Raw genomic sequence first — 18,771 nt, forward strand, 5'->3', positions numbered from 1 at the left:
TGCTATTTCTAACAGTGACTAGTGACTAATAACCAGTAACCAGTTAATTACCATACTTTAAAGTAGAAAATTTGAATCGTGAATCAATTTCTTTTTTTCCATACAAAACTTAGGGGATTCTACAGTATACAGAACCGCTCAATAGTTGGCGAACAGCAACGTTCGATCCCTAATTTAAGGGCTTCTACAGTATGCATCACCGCTTAATAGTCGCCGATCGCTAATTACGGATTACTGATAATTGTACTGAAGCCAAAATCCCCAACAATGAAGTATAAAATTTTCATTATTGATACTTATTTCGAGCGATTCAGATTAAGGTTATCACCTAAGGAGCTATAGAGTTATGAGGAGCGGCTATGTTTTTCAGTCATCAAGGATTATTCTTTTTCAAACCAATCCATTTAAAACACTCATTCAGTCTATACCAGTCATTGGCAAGAAAATCCGGATAGCTTCTGCTGTAATTGTGTTGATGAGTAGTGGAGTTCCCTTATGGATAGCGAGCGAAGCACTGAACCCCCAGATCGCACAAGCTTACACCGCCAGACTTGACCTTTCCATTGACCGCTTTCCTGAAGAAAATTACGAAACTCTCCTAACTAGAGCAGAAACGGCGGCTAGAGCAGCTGCTCAACGCAGTTTTGACCAAGATATTTTAGTTACGGATGTTTCTATAATGGTTTCCGTACAAAATTATGGTGCGATCGCACCAGTTCTAGAATTAAAAGTCAGTCGTCCGCAATGGCGTACACGTCCAGATCCAAAGCGTTGGGCAACTTACTTTAAAACAGCGCGATCGCTGCTATTTTTTGGAGGTAAGTTTTCTACTACCCAGGATGCTAACGCAGAATCACCCAATCCTCCTGCACCCCCACCTCAAAATACCGAGCCCAAACCAAGTGGGGAAAATGCTGTACCGCCAAAAAAATAGATATGAAGGATAAAGTATCAAGTATAAACAAGTTCCCCCGCCAAGAAGTACAACTGGACTAACTCACCAGCGACGAGTACTTTATCCTTTACAGTTTACACTTCAGCCTTTTGTTAGCATACAATAGTGAGGTTGTCAAAAATTGCAGTATCCGCAAACATGGCTGTTCCAAAGAAGAAAACATCAAAATCGAAACGAGATAAACGTCGAGCGACTTGGAGACACAAAGCTACAATTCAAGCCCAGAAAGCCCTGTCTCTAGGCAAATCAATCCTGACTGGACGTTCCACCTTTGTCTATCCAACTGCTGAAGAAGAGGAAGAAGAGGAATAGTAGAATAGCTAATGGCTAACGGCTAATGGCTAATGGCTAACGGTATACAAACGGCTCAATTAGCAATTAGCTATTAGCTATTAGCAAAAAATTAGCAATTAGCAATTAGCAAAAAATCTATATTTCTACTAGTATGCTGGGAAAGTTTTTTCAGAAGCCAACACAACAAGAAGGCGATCGCGTTCCACCCGGACAGTACCTCACAAAGGGATTTCCCGTACTAACCTATGGCGCAACGCCTCAAATCAATATAGAGGAATGGGAATTTAAGGTTTGGGGTTTAGCAAAACCTAAAACCTTCAAATGGTCGGATTTCTTGGAGTTACCCCATCATGAATTCACAGCAGATTTCCACTGTGTAACACGTTGGTCAAAACTTGATGTCAAATGGACTGGCATTAAGGTAACAGATTTCATGAAATCTATTGAGGTAGATTCCAAAGCAGCCCATGTTATGGAACACTGCTACGGTGGCTACACCACCAATATCTCAATGGAAGACTTTGTAAGAGAAGAAAATTTCTTTGCTTTTCAAGTTTTTGGCGAACCCTTACCTGCTGAACACGGCGGTCCTTTGCGATTGGTTGTACCTCACCTTTACGCTTGGAAAAGTGCTAAGTGGATTAATGGCTTGGAGTTCCTAGAAAAAGAGGATCTGGGCTTTTGGGAACGCAATGGCTATCATCGTCGTGGAGAACCTTGGGCGGAAGAACGCTATAGCAGCTTCTGAATTATGAATGATGAATGGTGAATGATGAAATTTTCATAATTCATAATTCATAATTCATAATTCTTTTAGTTAAAAAATCGCTTCAATAGAGACAATTTACCCTTGTAAGGAGGGTAAAGCAGTTTTGAGTTTAACCAGAAAGACCTGCGTAACACACTTTTATAATGGGAAAATGTATCAAAACTAGCTTTACCGTGATAATTACCCATACCGCTATCACCAACACCTCCAAATGGTAAAGATGAGACACCAACGTGCAAGACAGTATCGTTGATACAAACACCGCCAGATGATGTTGTCTGTAAAACTTTCTTTTGCAGGCTTTTATTGTTGGAAAATAAGTACAGAGCTAGAGGTTTTGATCGAGAGTTAATTAAATCAATTGCTTCTTGTACATCTGTGTATTCAATAATAGGAAGAATTGGACCAAAAATTTCTTCCTGCATAACTGGATCTGTTGGAGAAACATTATCGAGTACTGTAGGAGCAATATAACGTTCTTCCCGATTCGTTTCTCCTCCAATTAGAATTTTGCTATCTTTTATCAGATTAACTAATCTGTCAAAATGTCTTTGATTGACAATTCTGGCATAATCGGGGCTTGTGGCTGGATTATCTCCATAAAATTCTTGCAAACGCTTTTGAATTTCTACTAATAAATTTTCTTTGATTTTTTTATCAACTAAAAGATAATCAGGTGCAATACAAGTTTGTCCGGAATTCAAAAACTTACCCCAAGCAATGCGTGTGGCTGTATGTTCGAGGTTGGTATCAGAATCGACAATGCAAGGACTTTTGCCACCCAACTCTAGAGTCACTGGCGTTAAGTTTTTTGCAGCTGCTTCCATAACAATTTTGCCTACAGCTGTTCCACCAGTAAAAAAGATATGGTCAAACTTTTCTGCAAGAAGTTGCTGACTGGTTTCCACACCTCCTTCGACTACATTTATATATGCTGAATCGAAGTATTTCTGAATAATTTTACTAACAACCAAAGAAGTTTGTTGTGCAAGTTCTGAAGGTTTAAGAATTGTACAGTTTCCTGCTGCGATCGCACCTATTAAGGGGGATATCAGTAAATGGAATGGATAGTTCCAGGGACCAATAATCAAAACAACCCCTAATGGTTCGGGGTAAATCTGTGCTGAAGCTGGAAAGAATTGTAGGGAAACGGGTGCTGTTTGAGGCTTAGCCCAATTTTTAAGATGTTTGATAGCGCGATCGATTTCTTTGACAGTTGAAATTTCCATGCCATAAGCCTCAAACTCTGGTTTCCCCAAATCTGCTTTTAGCGCTTGAAGAATAGCTTCTTGATTTTCACCGATCGCTTGTTTGAGAACTTTTAATTGTTTGAGTCGAAAATCAACATCTTTTGTTGTACCCGTTTTAAAAAATTCTCGTTGTCGAGCAATGAGATCGGCAATTGATACTTGAGTATTCATCTTCTTGATAACCTCAACTACTGTTGTCCGGGAAGTTTTACAGTGAAAATACTGCCTTTACCTACCTCCGAATGAACGGTAATAGTTCCTTGATGTGCTTCCGCAATTCTCCGAGAAAGGTATAAGCCCAATCCACTACCAGAACTCTTATGGCTTCCCTGACGAAATCGCTCAAACAAAGTGGTTTGTTCTTCAAGAGAAATCCCCGAACCCGTATCTGCGACTTCAACAGTGATGAATGGATCGGACGCGTTTGCTGGTATTACACGGATAGTGACCGATCCGTTATCTGTAAACTTAATCGCATTACCCACAAGATTGGTAAAAAGACGAATGAGTTCCAGGCGATCTGCCATCACCAAATCTTTACCAGAGTTTTCACTCAACTTTAAATGAAGTGCAAGCCCTTTATCTACAGCCAGTGGGTTTAATTCACCAACAACTTCACTCAGTAGATTGGGAATATCGACTGGCTGAAATGCCATGGTTTTGCGACCCGCTTCAAAGCGGTAAACTTCCAGTAAAGTATTGACCATAGCCAACAGATTGCTATTGCTGCGAGCCATGATATCAATAACTTCTTGCATTTGATCTGAAAGATTACCCAATGCACCCTCTTGAAACAGCATCAGCATCTTATCAGCAGCGACTAGGGGTGTGCGTAAGTCATGAGTGAGACGAGAGACAAAATCTTGTCGCTGGCGATCGATTTCATCCCGTTCATCTATAGTATGTTTGAGGCGGAGAAGCGATCGCACGCGTGCGAGTAACTCATCTACCGTCACGGGTTTGCGAATAAAATCATCAGCCCCTAAATCCAAGCCATGAGCAACGTTGGGTGAATCATGGGCGGTAATGAGCAGAATAGGAATAAAAGGCAATGACTTATTTCCCCGGATCTGCTTGGTGACTTCATAGCCATCCATTCCCGGCATCATTAAGTCTAGCAGTACTAAGTCACAGGTTGATGTTTCCAGTTCTGCTAGCGCTGAAACACCATTCTCCGCTGTACTAACTATATAGCCTTCTTCTTCTAGAATGGTTTTTACTAAAAATACATTATCAGGAGAATCATCCACAACAAGAATTTTGTCGGGCTTTGAAGATAAGGAGCTCATATAAGAGAGAAACAGGAAAAGTGCAGTAATACTAGGTTAGTATAAGATATTAGTTATTGGTATCATTTTTTCCATTAATATCATCATAAATTTCTCATCTAATAAGGATTTTTTACTCTTAATTCGTCAGATACCCGATTTCTCAAAGAAGTCGGGTATCTTGCAACCCCTTACAATCCAATATTTGTCGGTTAAGCCTAAAAATACAAAAACGCGTAGGTTGGGTTGAGGAACGAAACCCAACATTTACAAACATTCATTGGGTTTTTCAATTCAGATTGGCATTTATTTAGCCGATGGCAAAGTAGTAGATATACCGTAATAGTTACAAGACAGAGTAGAAGTCCTTGAAGCTAGTTTCAAATTCTAACTTGCTCCAGAGGTACTCTCGTTAAGAAGTTGTTGGAATTCTTCTAAAGAGCCAATTGTAATAGCACTAGTAAAAAGTTGTTCCAGTAGAGATAACTCCCCAATTTCATTAACAACTGTCACACTTGCTTCAGGAACTACTCCAAATCGAGTTTGGAGAATTTTAATGATATGATTCCTTGTATTTTGCAGCTTTTCTTCTTCTTTTGCCAAACGTTCAACACTTGTGACATACCGCATTCTTTGAGCCTCCTCGTAACTTCTCACTTCTTGTTTAAAACTACGTACCAACTCTTCTGGTAACACCATTATCCAATCAATAAACCGAACTACACCCAGCACATCTTTCCGGCTATATCCTTGTTCAAATAATATTTTCAGGGCTCAAACAAATTAGGCTTAACAAATTAGGCTTAAGATGCTTCTATGCTCGTAATTGCGCTTTAGCGTTAAAGCACAACTACGAACATTTTCCGTTTTTTTAGATGAAGTACTTAGTACGTTCAATTTCTAACTTGCTCCAGAGGTACTTTCGTTAATAAGGTGTTGGAATTCTTCTAAAGAACCAATGGTAATAGCGCTTGTAAAAAGGTTTTCTAATAGAGACGGATCGTTGATTCTATTAACACCGTCCACAACTGCTTCAGGAACCACTTCAAATCGCGTTTGAATGATTTTAATTATATGCTCTCTTGTTTTTTCTTCTTTTGCCAAACGTTCAACACTTGTTATATACCGCATTCTTTGAGCCTCCTCGTAACTTCTCACTTCTTGTTTAAAACTACGTACCAACTCTTCTGGTAACACCATTATCCAATCAATAAACCGAAATAAATCTAGAACATCTTCCCGACTATATCCCCGTTCAAATAATTCTTTGACTATGTTCAATTTCCACTTTAGCCGATTTTCTGGGTTGCTGTGTGTTGCTTTTGTTTTTAAATGTGCCATGACAACTACACTAAAGGGATTAGTGCTTTGTTCTAAAATTTGCCATTGCGCCTCATAGTCCAAAAGTTTTACGACAGGAAACTCCAGACTCACGCGACATCCAGCTAAGGCGTACCCGTAACTTGAAGGTCGCCAAGAAGCTTCTTCATCAGCCAAAACTGCTAAACTGATAACTTTCTGTTTGTGGCGGTCAAACAAACGGTAGTTATAGATGTACATTCGTTGGGCAAATTGACGGTCGTATTGTCCTTGAACTTCGATATGAATCAATATCCAAGCCTTTTCCCCATCAATTAGCCAAACCTTGGCAACTTTATCTACAAGTCGCTTACCAATTTCTGCATCTGGTTCTAGCTGTTGCAGTTCTGTGTCCAAAAATTCAAAAGGTCGAGTCCAATCAATAACAGCGTAAGCATCAGGGAAAAAGAATTCTAAAAAGCGAGGAAAAAATCTTTCAATAATGTCTTTCCAAGGACTATCGTAATCAGTGCGCTGTTCGGTCATGAAATTGTCAATAAAGCTCTATTTGTATGTTTCCAACTTACTCATTCAAAACAAAAAATACCGTTGAGCCATTGGCAAAACCGTTGCTGGTTCGCATATCAACAATTCGCCATCCGCCCTCACTTCATAGGTTTCTGGATCGACCTCAATATGTGGTAACGCATCATTTAATTTCATATCTCGCTTGCTCAACTGGCGTATCCCGGAAACAGCAACAACTTGCTTGTTCAAACCCAATTGGCTCTTAATCTCCCTATCTAATGCAACTTGAGAAACAAATGTGAAAGACGTAGCATGACGCGCACCTGCAAAACTGCCAAACATGGGACGCATATGCACTGGTTGAGGAGTGGGAATACTCGCATTAGCATCACCCATTTGCGCCCACGCGATCGCTCCCCCTTTGATGACTATCTCTGGCTTGACACCAAAAAATGCAGGACGCCACAAACACAAATCGGCTAGCTTTCCCTCTTCTACCGATCCCACATACTGAGCAATACCGTGAGTTATTGCTGGATTTATAGTATATTTTGCAACATATCTCTTAGCTCTAAAATTATCCGCCCTTTGTTCTTCTTGTATACCAGCAATTGGGTTGAGTTCTCCCCGTTGTACTTTCATCTTATGGGCTGTTTGCCATGTACGAATAATCACTTCTCCTACCCGTCCCATTGCTTGGGAATCAGAGGAAATCATGCTAAATGCGCCCAAGTCGTGCAGAATGTCCTCAGCAGCAATTGTTTCCCGACGAATGCGCGATTCAGCAAAAGCCACATCCTCAGCGATCGCTGGATCGAGGTGATGGCAAACCATCAACATATCAAGGTGTTCGTCCAAGGTATTGACGGTGTAAGGACGTGTGGGATTGGTGGAAGATGGTAGGACATTGACTTCCCCACACACTTTAATGATGTCTGGCGCGTGTCCCCCTCCAGCACCTTCGGTATGATAAGTGTGGATAACACGATTCTTAAAAGCAGCGATCGTATCTTCGACAAATCCCGCCTCGTTCAGGGTATCGGTATGAATCGCAACTTGCACGTCGTACTCATCAGCAACACTGAGACAAGTATCAATCGCTGCGGGAGTTGTTCCCCAATCTTCATGCAGCTTTAAAGCGATCGCACCTGCTTGCACTTGTTCCACCAATCCTTGGGGTTGGCTGGTATTCCCTTTACCTAAAAACCCCAGGTTCACTGGAAAAGCATCAGCAGCTTGCAGCATCCGATACATATTCCAAGGTCCGGGAGTACAAGTGGTTGCGTTTGTACCCGTAGCAGGACCGGTTCCACCACCAATCATTGTGGTGATACCGGATGCGATCGCGACTTCAATCTGTTGGGGACAAATAAAATGAATGTGAGTGTCGATCCCTCCAGCTGTTAGAATCATCCCTTCTCCAGCCAGTGCTTCCGTTCCAGGACCAATAATAATATCTACATTATCTTGAATATAAGGATTTCCTGCTTTACCAATTTTGAATATCTTGCCATCTTTAATGCCAATATCTGCCTTGACAATTCCCCACCAATCAAGAATCAAAGCGTTCGTAATAACTAAATCTACTGCACCATCAGCGTTAGAAATGGGTGATTGTCCCATCCCATCACGGATAACTTTCCCGCCACCAAACTTGACTTCATCGCCGTAAGTTGTTAGGTCTCGTTCTACTTCGATCAGTAATTCCGTGTCAGCCAATCGGATGCGATCGCCCACTGTCGGACCAAAGGTTTCTGCATAGGCGCGACGATCCATTCTGTAACTCATGTTAAATCCTCAAAAATATTGAATTGCAGATGAACGCGAATGAAAGAGGGTTTTTAAGCGTCAAGTTGTCCGTTAATTTTGGCGTTGAAACCATAGACTTGACGGCTCCCAACTAAGGAGACTAACGAGACTTCTTTGTCATCACCTGGTTCAAAGCGAACTGCTGTTCCTGCAGGAATATCAAGACGCATTCCCCGCGCTTGTTCCCTCTCGAAACTCAATGCAGCATTCACTTCGTAAAAGTGGAAGTGGGAACCAACTTGTATCGGTCTATCTCCTGTATTGGACACTCGCAATCTTACAGTAGGACGACCCGCATTCAGTTCAATTTCCCCTGCTCCTGCAATCACTTCCCCTGGAATCATAATTTCTTAGCGCCTTTGTGTCGAGTGCGTGATACTTATCTTATCGGATTGTGAACTGTTACCAACTTTGTCCCATCAGGAAAAGTTGCTTCCACTTGCACGTCATGAATCATCTCTGGAACACCTTCCATCACATCATCTCGTGATAACAGAGTTGTACCATAACTCATTAATTCTGCGACTGTTTGCCCATCCCTCGCCCCTTCTAAAATAGCAGCAGAAATAAAAGCTATTGCTTCTGGATAATTCAACTTCAACCCTCTAGCCTTACGCCTTTCCGCTAACAGCGCAGCAGTAAAAATTAATAACTTATCCTTCTCCTGCGGTGTAAGTTGCATCTCTTACCTCTCTTGTTTCCTTGACTCTGCGCTCTGGTGCGCCTCTGCGGTTCAAACAAACCAAACTCGGGGTATACAACTACCACGAGCCAACACAGATTGACGCAGCAATTGCCAGACAGACGTAAACCAGTTTCTCACCTCCGTTGTTCCAGAACCACGGTATCGACACAATAATCCACATGACAGACGAGTCACGCCAACTTGGGGAGAGGGAATGGAGAATGAGGGGTTGGGGGCTGTAGAAGATAAGAAAAGGGAACGTGCTTTGTGTACCAATTCGTGAGAAACTTCTTGCCCAATGTATACAAGACTACCAGTTACTGGCTGCCCTGCCAATCCATGAGGGCTGTGAAAAACGTCTTCACGACCCGGTAACCATTGCCTGTCAATCCATAAAGGGACTCCCATCTGCCAAACTTCTGTATGCGATCGCCACTCTCCCGTGTAAAATTTTTCCCCTCTTGCACTCCTTCCAAATCGCGTAATTTCCCAACCCATCCAGTTAGCAGCCGCAGATAATTCTACCCGCACATCTTGTCGATATATCGCACCGTTAAAAATGATTGTTTCTTGCGGTAGCCACTCCAAACAAGCACCCGCATCGATTTGGATCTCTATATTTTGTCTTGCTTGTGCTCCGTTACTTCGATAAATTTTACTTGCTGCGGCTGTTGTAATCAGTGCTTGGGCTTTGGGTTGGAGATGGACTTTGCACGAGAGGCGATCTCCACCTACAACACCCCCAGCCGTATGCAAAACCACACTATGACAAATTTCTTGTCCTTCTGGATAAAATGGGCGCTGAACTTTCAGTGGTGCTTGATTTTGATTGTAAATAAGTGCTGTTGTACCTTGGCGTTGAGCATACACCAAGTCTAGTTTGCCATGCCACCCATTTACAGTTTGTGTTGTGGTTGGATAATTAAGTTGATTCACTAAATGATTTATGCTTTTTTTGCCAATATAATATAATCATCTAATACATAATTTGACTCATACTTCTGACCAAAATACTGGCGCAGCAGTGAAATCATATGCGATTGTTTGGGTAATTTTTCTTTAGCGTATTTTATAAATTCCACACCTCCTAGAGGAGTTCTCAAATCTGTTGATGTTAAATACTTATACCACACTAGCTCTAAACCCAGATCGTCTATAAAGTTTTTCACCAACCTTTTTTCTTGTTCGTGGTCTTCACTTTGTTTTGTTTGGTACATCTTAAATAACTTTTTGTCCTGAATGATTAAAATTGCATAACCTTCACTTTTTAAACTATTAGAAATGATTTTGTTATAAAGATTTTTAGTTTGATGATTTTTTTCACTATCGCTAAAAAAACAATGAGAAATGACTGTAAAATCAAAAAAATCTTGCGGTATATTGCTAGATGATGCATTCCAAGTTAAGAGGTCATCTGTCACAAAACGGAAGTAGGCATTTACCGGAGTTTTTCGAGCCTCTATGTACCGTCTCCAAAACTGAAGCCCTCGAAATTGGAAGGCATCTTGTTTCTCTAAAGAGTAGTAAGATATATGCATGGATGGAATTTGAAAAACCTCACTAGCACTTTGGAGAAATAAGGCTAGACCATAAGCGACAGTTGCAGGACCTGCTGCAATATCTAGGATTTTAATGTTAGTTGGTAGTAAGCCAGCTTGATAGACGAAAAACCAAGCCAAGTAAACGCAATAAACATTTTCTAAAAAATACTTCATAAAATAAACGTGTGGGGTCAGACTCAAGCTATAACTTGGGTCTTTCCCATTTTTTAAGCAGTTAATATCTTCAAGAGCATCTTCCAATTTGATTAAGAGTTTATTTTCAGATACCTTGCTGAACTCTTCTCTGAGATATTCAACTAGCTGAACTTCAAGATCGTGAAATACCCGTTCGTCTAAACCAGTACATTGAATTTTATTTTCATCATGTTGTACGATCTGAAAAACTTTGTTTAGATAATCAACAAATTCTCGCTCGAAAGTTAATATACTGCGTTCTATCTGCTTGAAATCTGCTTTTTCCGAGTGTTGAAATGCTTCGTTAAGTTTAGCTCTTAAATTTGCTGTCTCCCTTTTAGACTGCTGCAAATAACTTTCAGATTGAAGTCGATCTCTAAATAGCTTTTCCAGCCATGATAATTTTGCACCTGATGCTTGAATTTCTTCCAATAACTGTACTGCAAGACGCTTATTGCCTTGTTGCAAAGCCAGTTTAAACTTCTGGCTTCTCCACCAATTGACAATCTTTTTATTCATACCCAAACCCTACTTTACCTTCCTTAATTTCTACACCAGGAAGTTGACAAACTAATTTTTCCTTAAATCTCATATAGTTTACATTCTCATTCTCGTACCACCAAGCGTATTTTCGCTTAATTTCTTCAGCTTCTAGGCGGGTAGAAGCCACAAGCGAGCGACTATTGCTTGGGTGAAAATCTTGAATGACAACTCTATCTACAATATTGAGCTTGGCAATAAAATTATCTTCATCAACAGGTAATGTGGGAAGTAGAGGGGTAATTGTGACAGAAAGTTTAGGGACAAAACCTTTTAAAGGATCGATATTCTGATGGATTTTTAAAACGGCATTAAGTCTAGCTTGAATACTGGGCGAACGAGGTTCAAAATCTTTTCTAACCGACTCACTTCCTGTAGGAATGCTCATATTAATCCGCAATCGTTTGAATCTTTGTAAAATATCAATATCTCTGGTAATCATGGGACTGCGGGTTTGAATAACCAGTGTCGGACAGTATTCGAGCATAACTTCTAACAATCTACGAGTTAATTCATATTTAGACTCAATAGGTTGATAGGGATCTGTCACACTACTCATGTAAATACTAGGAGGTTTATTAGGATTTTTTCGGTACCATGCTTCTAGTTCTTTTTCTAAGATTGCCACGGAATTATCTTTAACAATCACCCATTTTCCCCAGCTTTGGCGCATTTCGGGATTGGGGCTAAAGGCAGCAGCATAACAGTAACTACATCCGTATTGACAACCTTTGTAAGGATTTAAAGTAAAATCATAAGCTGCAATAAAACCAGTTGCTTTATTCAGTAAAGATTTGGCATTTTGGGCATAAATATTAATCTCGCCAAATTTTTCTTTTGCTAGTTGTGTAGGATTGTTTATACAATACCCTTCATACCGTGGTTTCGGCATTTGTAGACCTCTTATATAGGTTTTCTTTAAAAAATGATGTAGAGACACACAATGGGGCGTCTTAAGATTAATGTTTCAAGATATTAATTGCTTCTAAGTCCGCGCAGGCGGACTTTGTGTGTATAGTAGCGAATTCTATTCGCCCAATACTTTATAAAACTTAAATAGGTAGTTGAGCACCCAGCCAACGAGCATAAGCAGGTAACTACACTCGTACTTCGACTGGTTGGTCGTCATTAATGTTGTAAATACCAGGTGTACCTTTTGATCGCTATCTTTAGGTGTATTAATAACCATAATGCACCTTATATAGGTTTTCCTTAAAGTAATGATGTAGAGACACACCATGGGGCGTTTTAAGATTAATGTTTCAAGATATTAATTGCTTCTAAGTCCGCGCAGGCGGACTTTGTGTGTATAGTAGCGAATTCTATTCGCTCAAAATTACGATCTCTCTCCTCTTTCTTTATGCTCCTGTGCGTCTCTGAAGCAAAAAAAACAGCCGCCTCCTTACAGAAGCAGCTGTTTTATCAAAGATGGGCTTTCGCCCACCTAGAAAAAATCTTAGTAATCGAAGTCGCCACCACCCATACCAGCGCCAGCGCCAGCAGGAGCACCATCTTTAGGTTCGGGCTTATCAACTACGATACATTCGGTGGTCAATACCATACCAGCAATGGATGCAGCGTTTTGCAGCGCGGAACGAGTTACTTTAGCTGGGTCAACGATACCAGCATCTAACAAGTTTACAAACTCGTTTTTAGCAGCATCAAAACCGATGTTGAAATCTTTCTCTTTCACGCGCTCAGCAATAACAGCACCGTTCTGACCTGCGTTTTCAGCAATGCGCTTCAGAGGAGCTGTCAAAGCACGAGAAACAATTAACGCACCAGTCAACTCTTCACCCTTGAGGTTGCCATTTGCCCATTCTTCAAGCTGAGGAGCAAGGTGAGCGAGTGTTGTACCACCACCAGGAACGATACCTTCTTCAACTGCTGCTTTGGTCGCGTTGATAGCGTCTTCCAAGCGCAGCTTTTTGTCCTTCATTTCGGTTTCGGTAGCAGCGCCTACTTTCACAACGGCAACGCCACCTGCTAATTTAGCTAAACGCTCTTGCAGTTTCTCTTTGTCGTAAGAAGATTCAGTTTCTTCAATTTGACGGCGAATCTGATCGATACGAGCTTTAACTGCAGCTTCGTTACCTTCAGCAACAATAGTGGAGTTGTCTTTGGTAATGGTGATGCGGCGTGCTTTACCTAAAGAATCTAGTTTGGTGTTATCCAACTTCAAACCAGCGTCTTCAGTGATGACTTGACCGCCGGTCAGGATGGCGATGTCTTCCAGCATAGCTTTGCGGCGATCGCCAAATCCAGGTGCTTTCACAGCTGCTACGTTGAGTACACCACGCAGGCGGTTAACAACCAAGGTTGCTAGTGCTTCTTTCTCAATGTCTTCAGCGATGATGACTAAAGGACGACCTGCACGCGCAACTTGCTCTAGAACGGGTACGAGGTCTTGGACTAAAGCAATTTTCTTGTCGGTCAACAAGATGAAAGGCTCATCGAATACTGCTTCCATCCGTTCGGGATCGGTTGCGAAGTAAGGAGAGATGTAGCCTTTGTCAAAGCGCATCCCTTCGGTGATTTCCAGTTCGGTAGTCATGGATTTTCCTTCTTCCAAGGAAATCACGCCTTCTTTACCGACTTTATCCATTGCTTCGGCAATCATCTTACCGACTTCTTCGTCGTTACCAGCAGAGATTGAACCGACTTGAGCAATAGCTTTGGAATCTTCTACGGGACGAGCGTGTTCTTTGATTTTGTCCACTAGGAAGCTAGTTGCTTTATCAATACCACGCTTGAGCAGAATGGCGTTTGCACCTGCAGCAACGTTACGCAAGCCTTCTTTAACAATTGCGTGAGCCAGAACGGTCGCAGTAGTGGTACCGTCACCTGCAGCATCGTTAGTTTTGGATGCTGCTTGGCGAATTAGAGATACGCCAGTGTTTTCTACGTGGTCTTCTAATTCAATTTCTTTAGCGATGGTCACACCGTCATTAATGATTTGTGGTGCGCCAAATTTCTTCTCTAACACTACGTTGCGACCTTTGGGACCGAGGGTAACAGCTACCGCCTCAGCCAAAATGTCCATGCCTCTTTCTAATGCACGACGAGCGTTTTCGTTGTATATAATGCGCTTTGCCATAGTTGTCAACGATTCTCTACTTTAGTTATTTCGCGATTGATAAAAGCTAGTTGCTAATTGCTAAAAAGCTAATTGTTCTCTTACCATTGGCTATTAGCCATTAGCTATTAGCCATTAGCTTTTAGCTCACAATTGCTAGAATGTCTTTTTCAGAAAGCAGTACATACTCGTCTGTACCCAATCTGATGTCAGTACCGGCGTATTTGGAGTAGAGGACTTTGTCTCCTACTTTAACGTCCAATGCCTGACGGCTACCGTCATCTTTGAGTTTGCCATCACCAACTGCAACGACTTCCCCTACTTGGGGCTTCTCTTTTGCAGTGTCGGGTAAGTACAGACCACCTGCGGTCTTTTCTTCTGATGCGCTGACCTTGACGAATACGCGTTCACCTAGAGGTTTTACTGTAGAAACGCTAAGAGATACTGCTGCCATACCGTGTTCTCAACTTATTAGCACTCTCGACTCCTGAGTGCTAATGTACCGAAAGGTGGCATGATATGGCAACATTTTTTGTTGTACGGGTTTCCGAACTTTGCTTTTGGAGATTTGTTTAAGTACTAATACTCAATTATTCAGAACTTTCAGGTTTTTTTCGGTAGAGAGCGAATATTGGTATATAGGCAAATTGGTTTGCAAAGCTGGGAAATTGATATAGAACAGTAATCAGGAGCCACGATTTGAGTAACAATACAGTGATTGAATCCAGCGATCGAATACCACAAACCAACAAGCCACCACCAGCAACAAAAACCTCTAGGTAATTCTGTAGAAACATTAAGACTGTCAAAAATCACAGCGATACATTTTAAGATTGGCGATCGGACAGTGACTAAATGCCCATACAGAGCAAAAACCAAGCTTCTTGCAAGTTTTTTGGTTTAGACTGATAATAGAGGATTACTCGGATAAACTGTGGTATAACACAGCGAACCCTGACGTAATTATGCGGACTATACAAGAAAGCAAAATACAGTAAAAGAATATGCTTTTTTGATCTATCCTTTACCCGATACTTCTCTAATAGTTCTGGTGAACTTATTGTAAGAGCTTCATATCCTCAAGGATATGACAAAGTAGTACGTAGTAGTGAATGTGCGGTAGCTTATTTTCTGGGAGCATCTTGGGAGTAACACTTAGTTGGTTATTCTGAATAATTATTATTTATTAGGTGTTTTTTAGCCCGCACCATTCAAAGCGATATATAATAACGCATTATGATTACTACTGCTCTAAGTATCCTCACGCTTACTTTGCCATTGGTACAGTAGTTCGTCAAAAGTCATTTTCCACTTTTGAGACTTCCACTAAACAAAGGCAAGTTAAGTAGGAAAAAGTACAACACCAACCTATTACACCGGAGAGGATTATTATTCAAGACCTTGATGGATCAAGCGCGACAAGTGCCACTGCTATGAAAGAACCCAGCATGAAAGATCACAAACGACTTCTATTAATTGATGATGACCCCAACCTCATTTTGCTGGTGAAGGATTATTTGGAATTCCGGGGTTATGAAGTCATCACTGCCGAAAATGGTCGCGAAGCACTGGAAATTTTGGAGCAGGATATTCCAGACATGATCATTTGTGACGTGATGATGCCGGAGATGGACGGGTACACTTTTGTAGAACAAGTCCGGCAAAACGAACGCACCAGTTGGATTCCCGTTCTCTTCCTTTCAGCTAAGGGACAAAGCGCAGACCGAGTAAAAGGTCTGAATAAAGGTGCTGATGTATACATGGTCAAGCCTTTTGAGCCAGAGGAACTCGTAGCACAGGTAGAATCTTCTCTGAAGCAGACCATTCGCTGGAAAGAACACCAAGCAAAAGGAGGGGAAAACGGTTCTCGTATCCAAGTTCCCTTTGACGTACAGCTGACCCCTACCGAACTGAAAGTTGTTCAATTTGTGGCGCGAGGCTTAGCTAACCGCGAAATCGCTGAAGAATTAAATGTCAGTCAGCGCACAGTCGAAAGCCACGTGTCTAATATGTTGGGCAAAACCAATCTCCACAACCGCACCGAATTAGCACGGTGGGCGATCGAAAACCAAATGGCGTAACGAAATTTGAGATTTTGGATTTTAGATTAAGAATCCAAAATCCAAAATTCAAAATCTCAACTGTGCTAGAGTTACCAACCGTCTTGACCGACAACTGCCTTATGCTTAATTTCTAAGTTCAGTTCATCCAGATAGGTTAAGGCACTAGCAATTTGGAAAACTGTTCCTCGGAGTTCCAAATCAAGACAGCCTTTCTGCGGTACATCCCCAAGGAGTTGTGCGGTAGCGATATTAACCGTAACTCCGCTGTGAGAGATCAGCTTGGAAATAACGGGCTGTTCGTGCATATCTTTGGGAATGTAAACCGTAACGCGAGTTTCAGTGCGTCTGTTGTCTCGGAAATTATTGGTAGATTTACCCTGTTTGACCAAAAGAGCCATAGTAGATTTCCCTTGAAAATAGTAGATTTCCCTTGAAAACGATTTGATAGGAGTTGGACGGTCAAAATTTTTTTACCCCTATCAAATCCAGCAATATTAATCTTTTTAACACAATCCCCGGTTCTATTTAACGATTGTTTCAAAAAGTATTGTTTATTTATCAGAATAGGGTTTTTTATAAAATTGATTGACCAGAGAAAATTCTCTAAATTGTGCTATCCTAGCGGTTTTTAAAAACCAATTTTCTCTTTTGGTTTGAATTTTTTATAGTAGTTTAGATGCTTGACTTCCTTAAGAAATCGGATTTCTAGCAAAGTCTGTTAGCAGAGGTTCGGCAAGTTTTGGTAGACATCGCGTACTCGGAGACATCTCTAAATCCCACCAAGCACGACAGAATCAAGATATTTATACTTCTCAAACATCCTCTTAGGTTTCATTCCTCAACTCAATGTACCTAATTTCGTAGCGATCGCCGCTTGCTAGTCTTGTAAAACAGGAATTTCAATAACAAATTCCGTACCTTTACCCAAGTCGGATCTCACATCCACATTTCCAGAATGCTTTTGAATAATTTGATAGCTAATGGCTAATCCCAAACCAGTCCCCTGATTGACAGGCTTGGTTGTAAAAAAAGGTTCAAAAATTTTATTTTGTATTTTAGAATCTATTCCCGGTCCATTATCTTTAATTGTCACTCGGATGAACTTATCATTTATTGTTTCTGTTTTAATAACAATTTGTTTTTGTGCTTCTTCTTTTACCTCTTGTAACGCATCAATAGCATTACTAATAATATTCATAAACACTTGATTGAGTTGTGCTGGATAACACTCAATCAAAGGCAGATCGTCAAAGTGTTTAACAATTTCGATTCCTTGTTTAATACGATGATTCAAAATTAATAACGTGCTTTCAATCCCTTCATGAATATTGACCCGTTTTTTCTCAGCTTGATCGAGTCGGGAAAAGTTTCTCAAGGAAAGAACAATTTCACGTATACGTTCAGTTCCAAATTTCATGGAAGAAATCATTTTACACAAATCTTCTATCATAAAATCAAGATTAATAGCTGTGAATTCCTCTTGAATTTTAGAAGATGGTTGGGGATATTCTTGTTGATACAGTTTAATTAAATTTAATAAAGAATAAACATAATTTTCTAAATAATCAAAATTACCATAAATAAAATTTACAGGATTATTAATTTCATGTGCGACCCCTGCAACCATGCGCCCCAAGCCAGACATTTTCTCTGTCTGAATCAGTTGAACTTGAGTTTTTTGTAATTCCTTTAAGGTATGCTCTAATTGCTGTGCTTGAAGTTGAGCGGTTAACGTTGCATTTGTGAGTGCTTTAAGATTATTGTAAGCTTTTGAATGGTAGCGGATGCGGGCTATAAGCTCTACGGCATCAGGCAATTTAATGAGATAATCGTTTGCCCCTTGAGCAAAGGCTTCTGCTTTGAGTTCCGGTTCTTCTTTACTAGAAAGCATGATGATGGGAATATCGCGAGTGGCTGAGTGAGACCGAAACCAACGCAGCAACATCAATCCATCCATTTCGGGCATGACTAAATCCAGCAGAATCACTGTTGGAGAGATTTCCATTGCTGTTTGGATAGCTTGAGTTGGATCGCTAACATAGTGAAAGGAAATATCTGCTTCTTCTGTCAGGATTCTATGGACTGCTTGACTCACTATCAACTGATCGTCAATCAGTAGAAGTTTGACCGCAGGTGTGTTGGCAGGTAGAACAGATGCAACCTCTTGTATAGTTTGTCCCTTACTTCTCCTTGAAGTTAAAGGTAAAACTTTGGCAGACACTTGGGTGAGTGCTTCTGCTGGCAAACTCATATCGCCTCTCCTCTTCTTTATCTGTGATTTTTATCACGATAAAGTTGTGATAAATTACTGATATACCGATTATATTTCAGGAAACCAACAAGCTCTAAATTGTTGCAATTGTTGATAAATTATCAGAGATCGACTGGTGTTGGATGTAAATTTTTATAAATAAAATGATACTAAGTATATTTCATAAAAAATACTAAAATTAAAAGTATATTTTTTTACTTAAAAGGCTGGGAGTAAAAGGCAGAAGA

At 40.7% G+C, this 18,771-nt stretch carries 18 protein-coding genes; 4 read left to right on the forward strand and 14 right to left on the reverse strand.

The genetic code is table 11. The features are described 5' to 3' along the window. Positions 1 to 424: 424 nt before the first annotated feature. The 3 genes from HC643_RS18170 (at position 425) to HC643_RS18180 (ending at position 1,997) form a co-directional block, all read left to right on the forward strand. Positions 425 to 934, forward strand: a complete 510-nt coding sequence (locus HC643_RS18170) for a hypothetical protein (RefSeq protein ID WP_038116834.1) — start codon at positions 425 to 427, stop codon at positions 932 to 934. A gap of 159 nt (positions 935 to 1,093) precedes the next feature. Continuing rightward, on the forward strand, positions 1,094 to 1,267 hold the full coding sequence (rpmF, locus tag HC643_RS18175) for a 50S ribosomal protein L32 (protein ID WP_038116823.1): 174 nt from the start codon (positions 1,094 to 1,096) through the stop codon (positions 1,265 to 1,267). Positions 1,268 to 1,400: 133 nt separating this feature from the next. After that, positions 1,401 to 1,997, forward strand: a complete 597-nt coding sequence (locus tag HC643_RS18180; RefSeq protein ID WP_038085022.1) for a sulfite oxidase-like oxidoreductase — start codon at positions 1,401 to 1,403, stop codon at positions 1,995 to 1,997. Between the two features lie 65 nt (positions 1,998 to 2,062). Here HC643_RS18180 and HC643_RS18185 read toward each other — a convergent pair whose 3' ends face one another. The 12 genes from HC643_RS18185 to groES form a co-directional block, all read right to left on the reverse strand. Next, complete coding sequence (locus HC643_RS18185) at positions 2,063 to 3,439, reverse strand: aldehyde dehydrogenase (protein ID WP_038085024.1); 1,377 nt, start codon at positions 3,437 to 3,439, stop codon at positions 2,063 to 2,065. Between the two features lie 17 nt (positions 3,440 to 3,456). Further along, complete coding sequence (locus HC643_RS18190; RefSeq protein WP_038085026.1) at positions 3,457 to 4,557, reverse strand: sensor histidine kinase; 1,101 nt, start codon at positions 4,555 to 4,557, stop codon at positions 3,457 to 3,459. Positions 4,558 to 4,923: 366 nt separating this feature from the next. After that, entirely contained in the window at positions 4,924 to 5,268 is a 345-nt protein-coding gene (locus HC643_RS18195) for a hypothetical protein (protein ID WP_202048629.1), read from the reverse strand. A gap of 168 nt (positions 5,269 to 5,436) precedes the next feature. Then, positions 5,437 to 6,381: an RpnC/YadD family protein gene (locus HC643_RS18200; RefSeq protein ID WP_038085028.1), complete on the reverse strand. Its 945-nt coding sequence runs from the start codon at positions 6,379 to 6,381 to the stop codon at positions 5,437 to 5,439. A 45-nt stretch (positions 6,382 to 6,426) separates the two neighbouring features. Continuing rightward, a complete protein-coding gene (gene ureC / locus HC643_RS18205) occupies positions 6,427 to 8,139 on the reverse strand; it encodes an urease subunit alpha (RefSeq protein WP_038085030.1) in 1,713 nt (570 codons plus the stop codon). Positions 8,140 to 8,204: 65 nt separating this feature from the next. After that, positions 8,205 to 8,516 (reverse strand): urease subunit beta, encoded by a 312-nt coding sequence (locus HC643_RS18210; protein ID WP_038085032.1) that lies wholly within the window; start codon positions 8,514 to 8,516, stop codon positions 8,205 to 8,207. A gap of 35 nt (positions 8,517 to 8,551) precedes the next feature. Beyond that, positions 8,552 to 8,854 (reverse strand): urease subunit gamma, encoded by a 303-nt coding sequence (gene ureA / locus HC643_RS18215; protein ID WP_038085035.1) that lies wholly within the window; start codon positions 8,852 to 8,854, stop codon positions 8,552 to 8,554. A gap of 51 nt (positions 8,855 to 8,905) precedes the next feature. Next, positions 8,906 to 9,793, reverse strand: coding sequence for an urease accessory protein UreD (locus HC643_RS18220; RefSeq protein WP_038085037.1), 888 nt, complete (start codon positions 9,791 to 9,793; stop codon positions 8,906 to 8,908). Positions 9,794 to 9,801: 8 nt separating this feature from the next. Continuing rightward, entirely contained in the window at positions 9,802 to 11,112 is a 1,311-nt protein-coding gene (locus HC643_RS18225; RefSeq protein ID WP_038085039.1) for a ferritin family protein, read from the reverse strand. Beyond that, on the reverse strand, positions 11,105 to 12,025 hold the full coding sequence (locus tag HC643_RS18230; protein WP_038085041.1) for an SPL family radical SAM protein: 921 nt from the start codon (positions 12,023 to 12,025) through the stop codon (positions 11,105 to 11,107). The genes HC643_RS18225 and HC643_RS18230 overlap by 8 nt, the downstream gene beginning before the upstream one ends. Positions 12,026 to 12,589: 564 nt before the next feature. Further along, positions 12,590 to 14,230: a chaperonin GroEL gene (groL, locus tag HC643_RS18235; RefSeq protein ID WP_038085044.1), complete on the reverse strand. Its 1,641-nt coding sequence runs from the start codon at positions 14,228 to 14,230 to the stop codon at positions 12,590 to 12,592. Between the two features lie 121 nt (positions 14,231 to 14,351). After that, positions 14,352 to 14,663 (reverse strand): co-chaperone GroES, encoded by a 312-nt coding sequence (groES, locus tag HC643_RS18240; protein WP_038085046.1) that lies wholly within the window; start codon positions 14,661 to 14,663, stop codon positions 14,352 to 14,354. Between the two features lie 979 nt (positions 14,664 to 15,642). Here groES and HC643_RS18245 point away from each other — a divergent pair. Further along, positions 15,643 to 16,290 carry a response regulator transcription factor gene (locus tag HC643_RS18245; protein ID WP_017740397.1) on the forward strand — a complete coding sequence of 216 codons (648 nt, stop codon included), beginning with the start codon at positions 15,643 to 15,645 and terminating at the stop codon, positions 16,288 to 16,290. Positions 16,291 to 16,361: 71 nt separating this feature from the next. Here HC643_RS18245 and HC643_RS18250 read toward each other — a convergent pair whose 3' ends face one another. Then, positions 16,362 to 16,670, reverse strand: a complete 309-nt coding sequence (locus tag HC643_RS18250) for an NIL domain-containing protein (protein WP_038085051.1) — start codon at positions 16,668 to 16,670, stop codon at positions 16,362 to 16,364. 479 nt (positions 16,671 to 17,149) lie between these two features. Beyond that, complete coding sequence (locus tag HC643_RS18255; RefSeq protein WP_038085053.1) at positions 17,150 to 18,523, reverse strand: ATP-binding protein; 1,374 nt, start codon at positions 18,521 to 18,523, stop codon at positions 17,150 to 17,152. Positions 18,524 to 18,771: the final 248 nt, after the last annotated feature.

The sequence above is a fragment of the Tolypothrix bouteillei VB521301 genome (genome assembly GCF_000760695.4).
Classification (GTDB): Bacteria; Cyanobacteriota; Cyanobacteriia; order Cyanobacteriales; family Nostocaceae; genus Scytonema; species Scytonema bouteillei_A.

Bases quoted from the DNA above. Each gene is read 5' to 3' on its own strand.
- HC643_RS18185 (WP_038085024.1), bottom strand. From the start codon at position 3,439: ATGAATACTCAAGTATCAATTGCCGATCTCATTGCTCGACAACGAGAA.
- groES (WP_038085046.1), bottom strand. From the start codon at position 14,663: ATGGCAGCAGTATCTCTTAGCGTTTCTACAGTAAAACCTCTAGGTGAA.
- rpmF (WP_038116823.1), top strand. From the start codon at position 1,094: ATGGCTGTTCCAAAGAAGAAAACATCAAAATCGAAACGAGATAAACGT.
- HC643_RS18250 (WP_038085051.1), bottom strand. From the start codon at position 16,670: ATGGCTCTTTTGGTCAAACAGGGTAAATCTACCAATAATTTCCGAGAC.
- HC643_RS18255 (WP_038085053.1), bottom strand. From the start codon at position 18,523: ATGAGTTTGCCAGCAGAAGCACTCACCCAAGTGTCTGCCAAAGTTTTA.
- HC643_RS18180 (WP_038085022.1), top strand. From the start codon at position 1,401: ATGCTGGGAAAGTTTTTTCAGAAGCCAACACAACAAGAAGGCGATCGC.
- ureC (WP_038085030.1), bottom strand. From the start codon at position 8,139: ATGGATCGTCGCGCCTATGCAGAAACCTTTGGTCCGACAGTGGGCGAT.
- HC643_RS18225 (WP_038085039.1), bottom strand. From the start codon at position 11,112: ATGAATAAAAAGATTGTCAATTGGTGGAGAAGCCAGAAGTTTAAACTG.
- groL (WP_038085044.1), bottom strand. From the start codon at position 14,230: ATGGCAAAGCGCATTATATACAACGAAAACGCTCGTCGTGCATTAGAA.
- HC643_RS18190 (WP_038085026.1), bottom strand. From the start codon at position 4,557: ATGAGCTCCTTATCTTCAAAGCCCGACAAAATTCTTGTTGTGGATGAT.
- HC643_RS18245 (WP_017740397.1), top strand. From the start codon at position 15,643: ATGAAAGAACCCAGCATGAAAGATCACAAACGACTTCTATTAATTGAT.
- HC643_RS18200 (WP_038085028.1), bottom strand. From the start codon at position 6,381: ATGACCGAACAGCGCACTGATTACGATAGTCCTTGGAAAGACATTATT.
- ureA (WP_038085035.1), bottom strand. From the start codon at position 8,854: ATGCAACTTACACCGCAGGAGAAGGATAAGTTATTAATTTTTACTGCT.
- HC643_RS18210 (WP_038085032.1), bottom strand. From the start codon at position 8,516: ATGATTCCAGGGGAAGTGATTGCAGGAGCAGGGGAAATTGAACTGAAT.
- HC643_RS18230 (WP_038085041.1), bottom strand. From the start codon at position 12,025: ATGCCGAAACCACGGTATGAAGGGTATTGTATAAACAATCCTACACAA.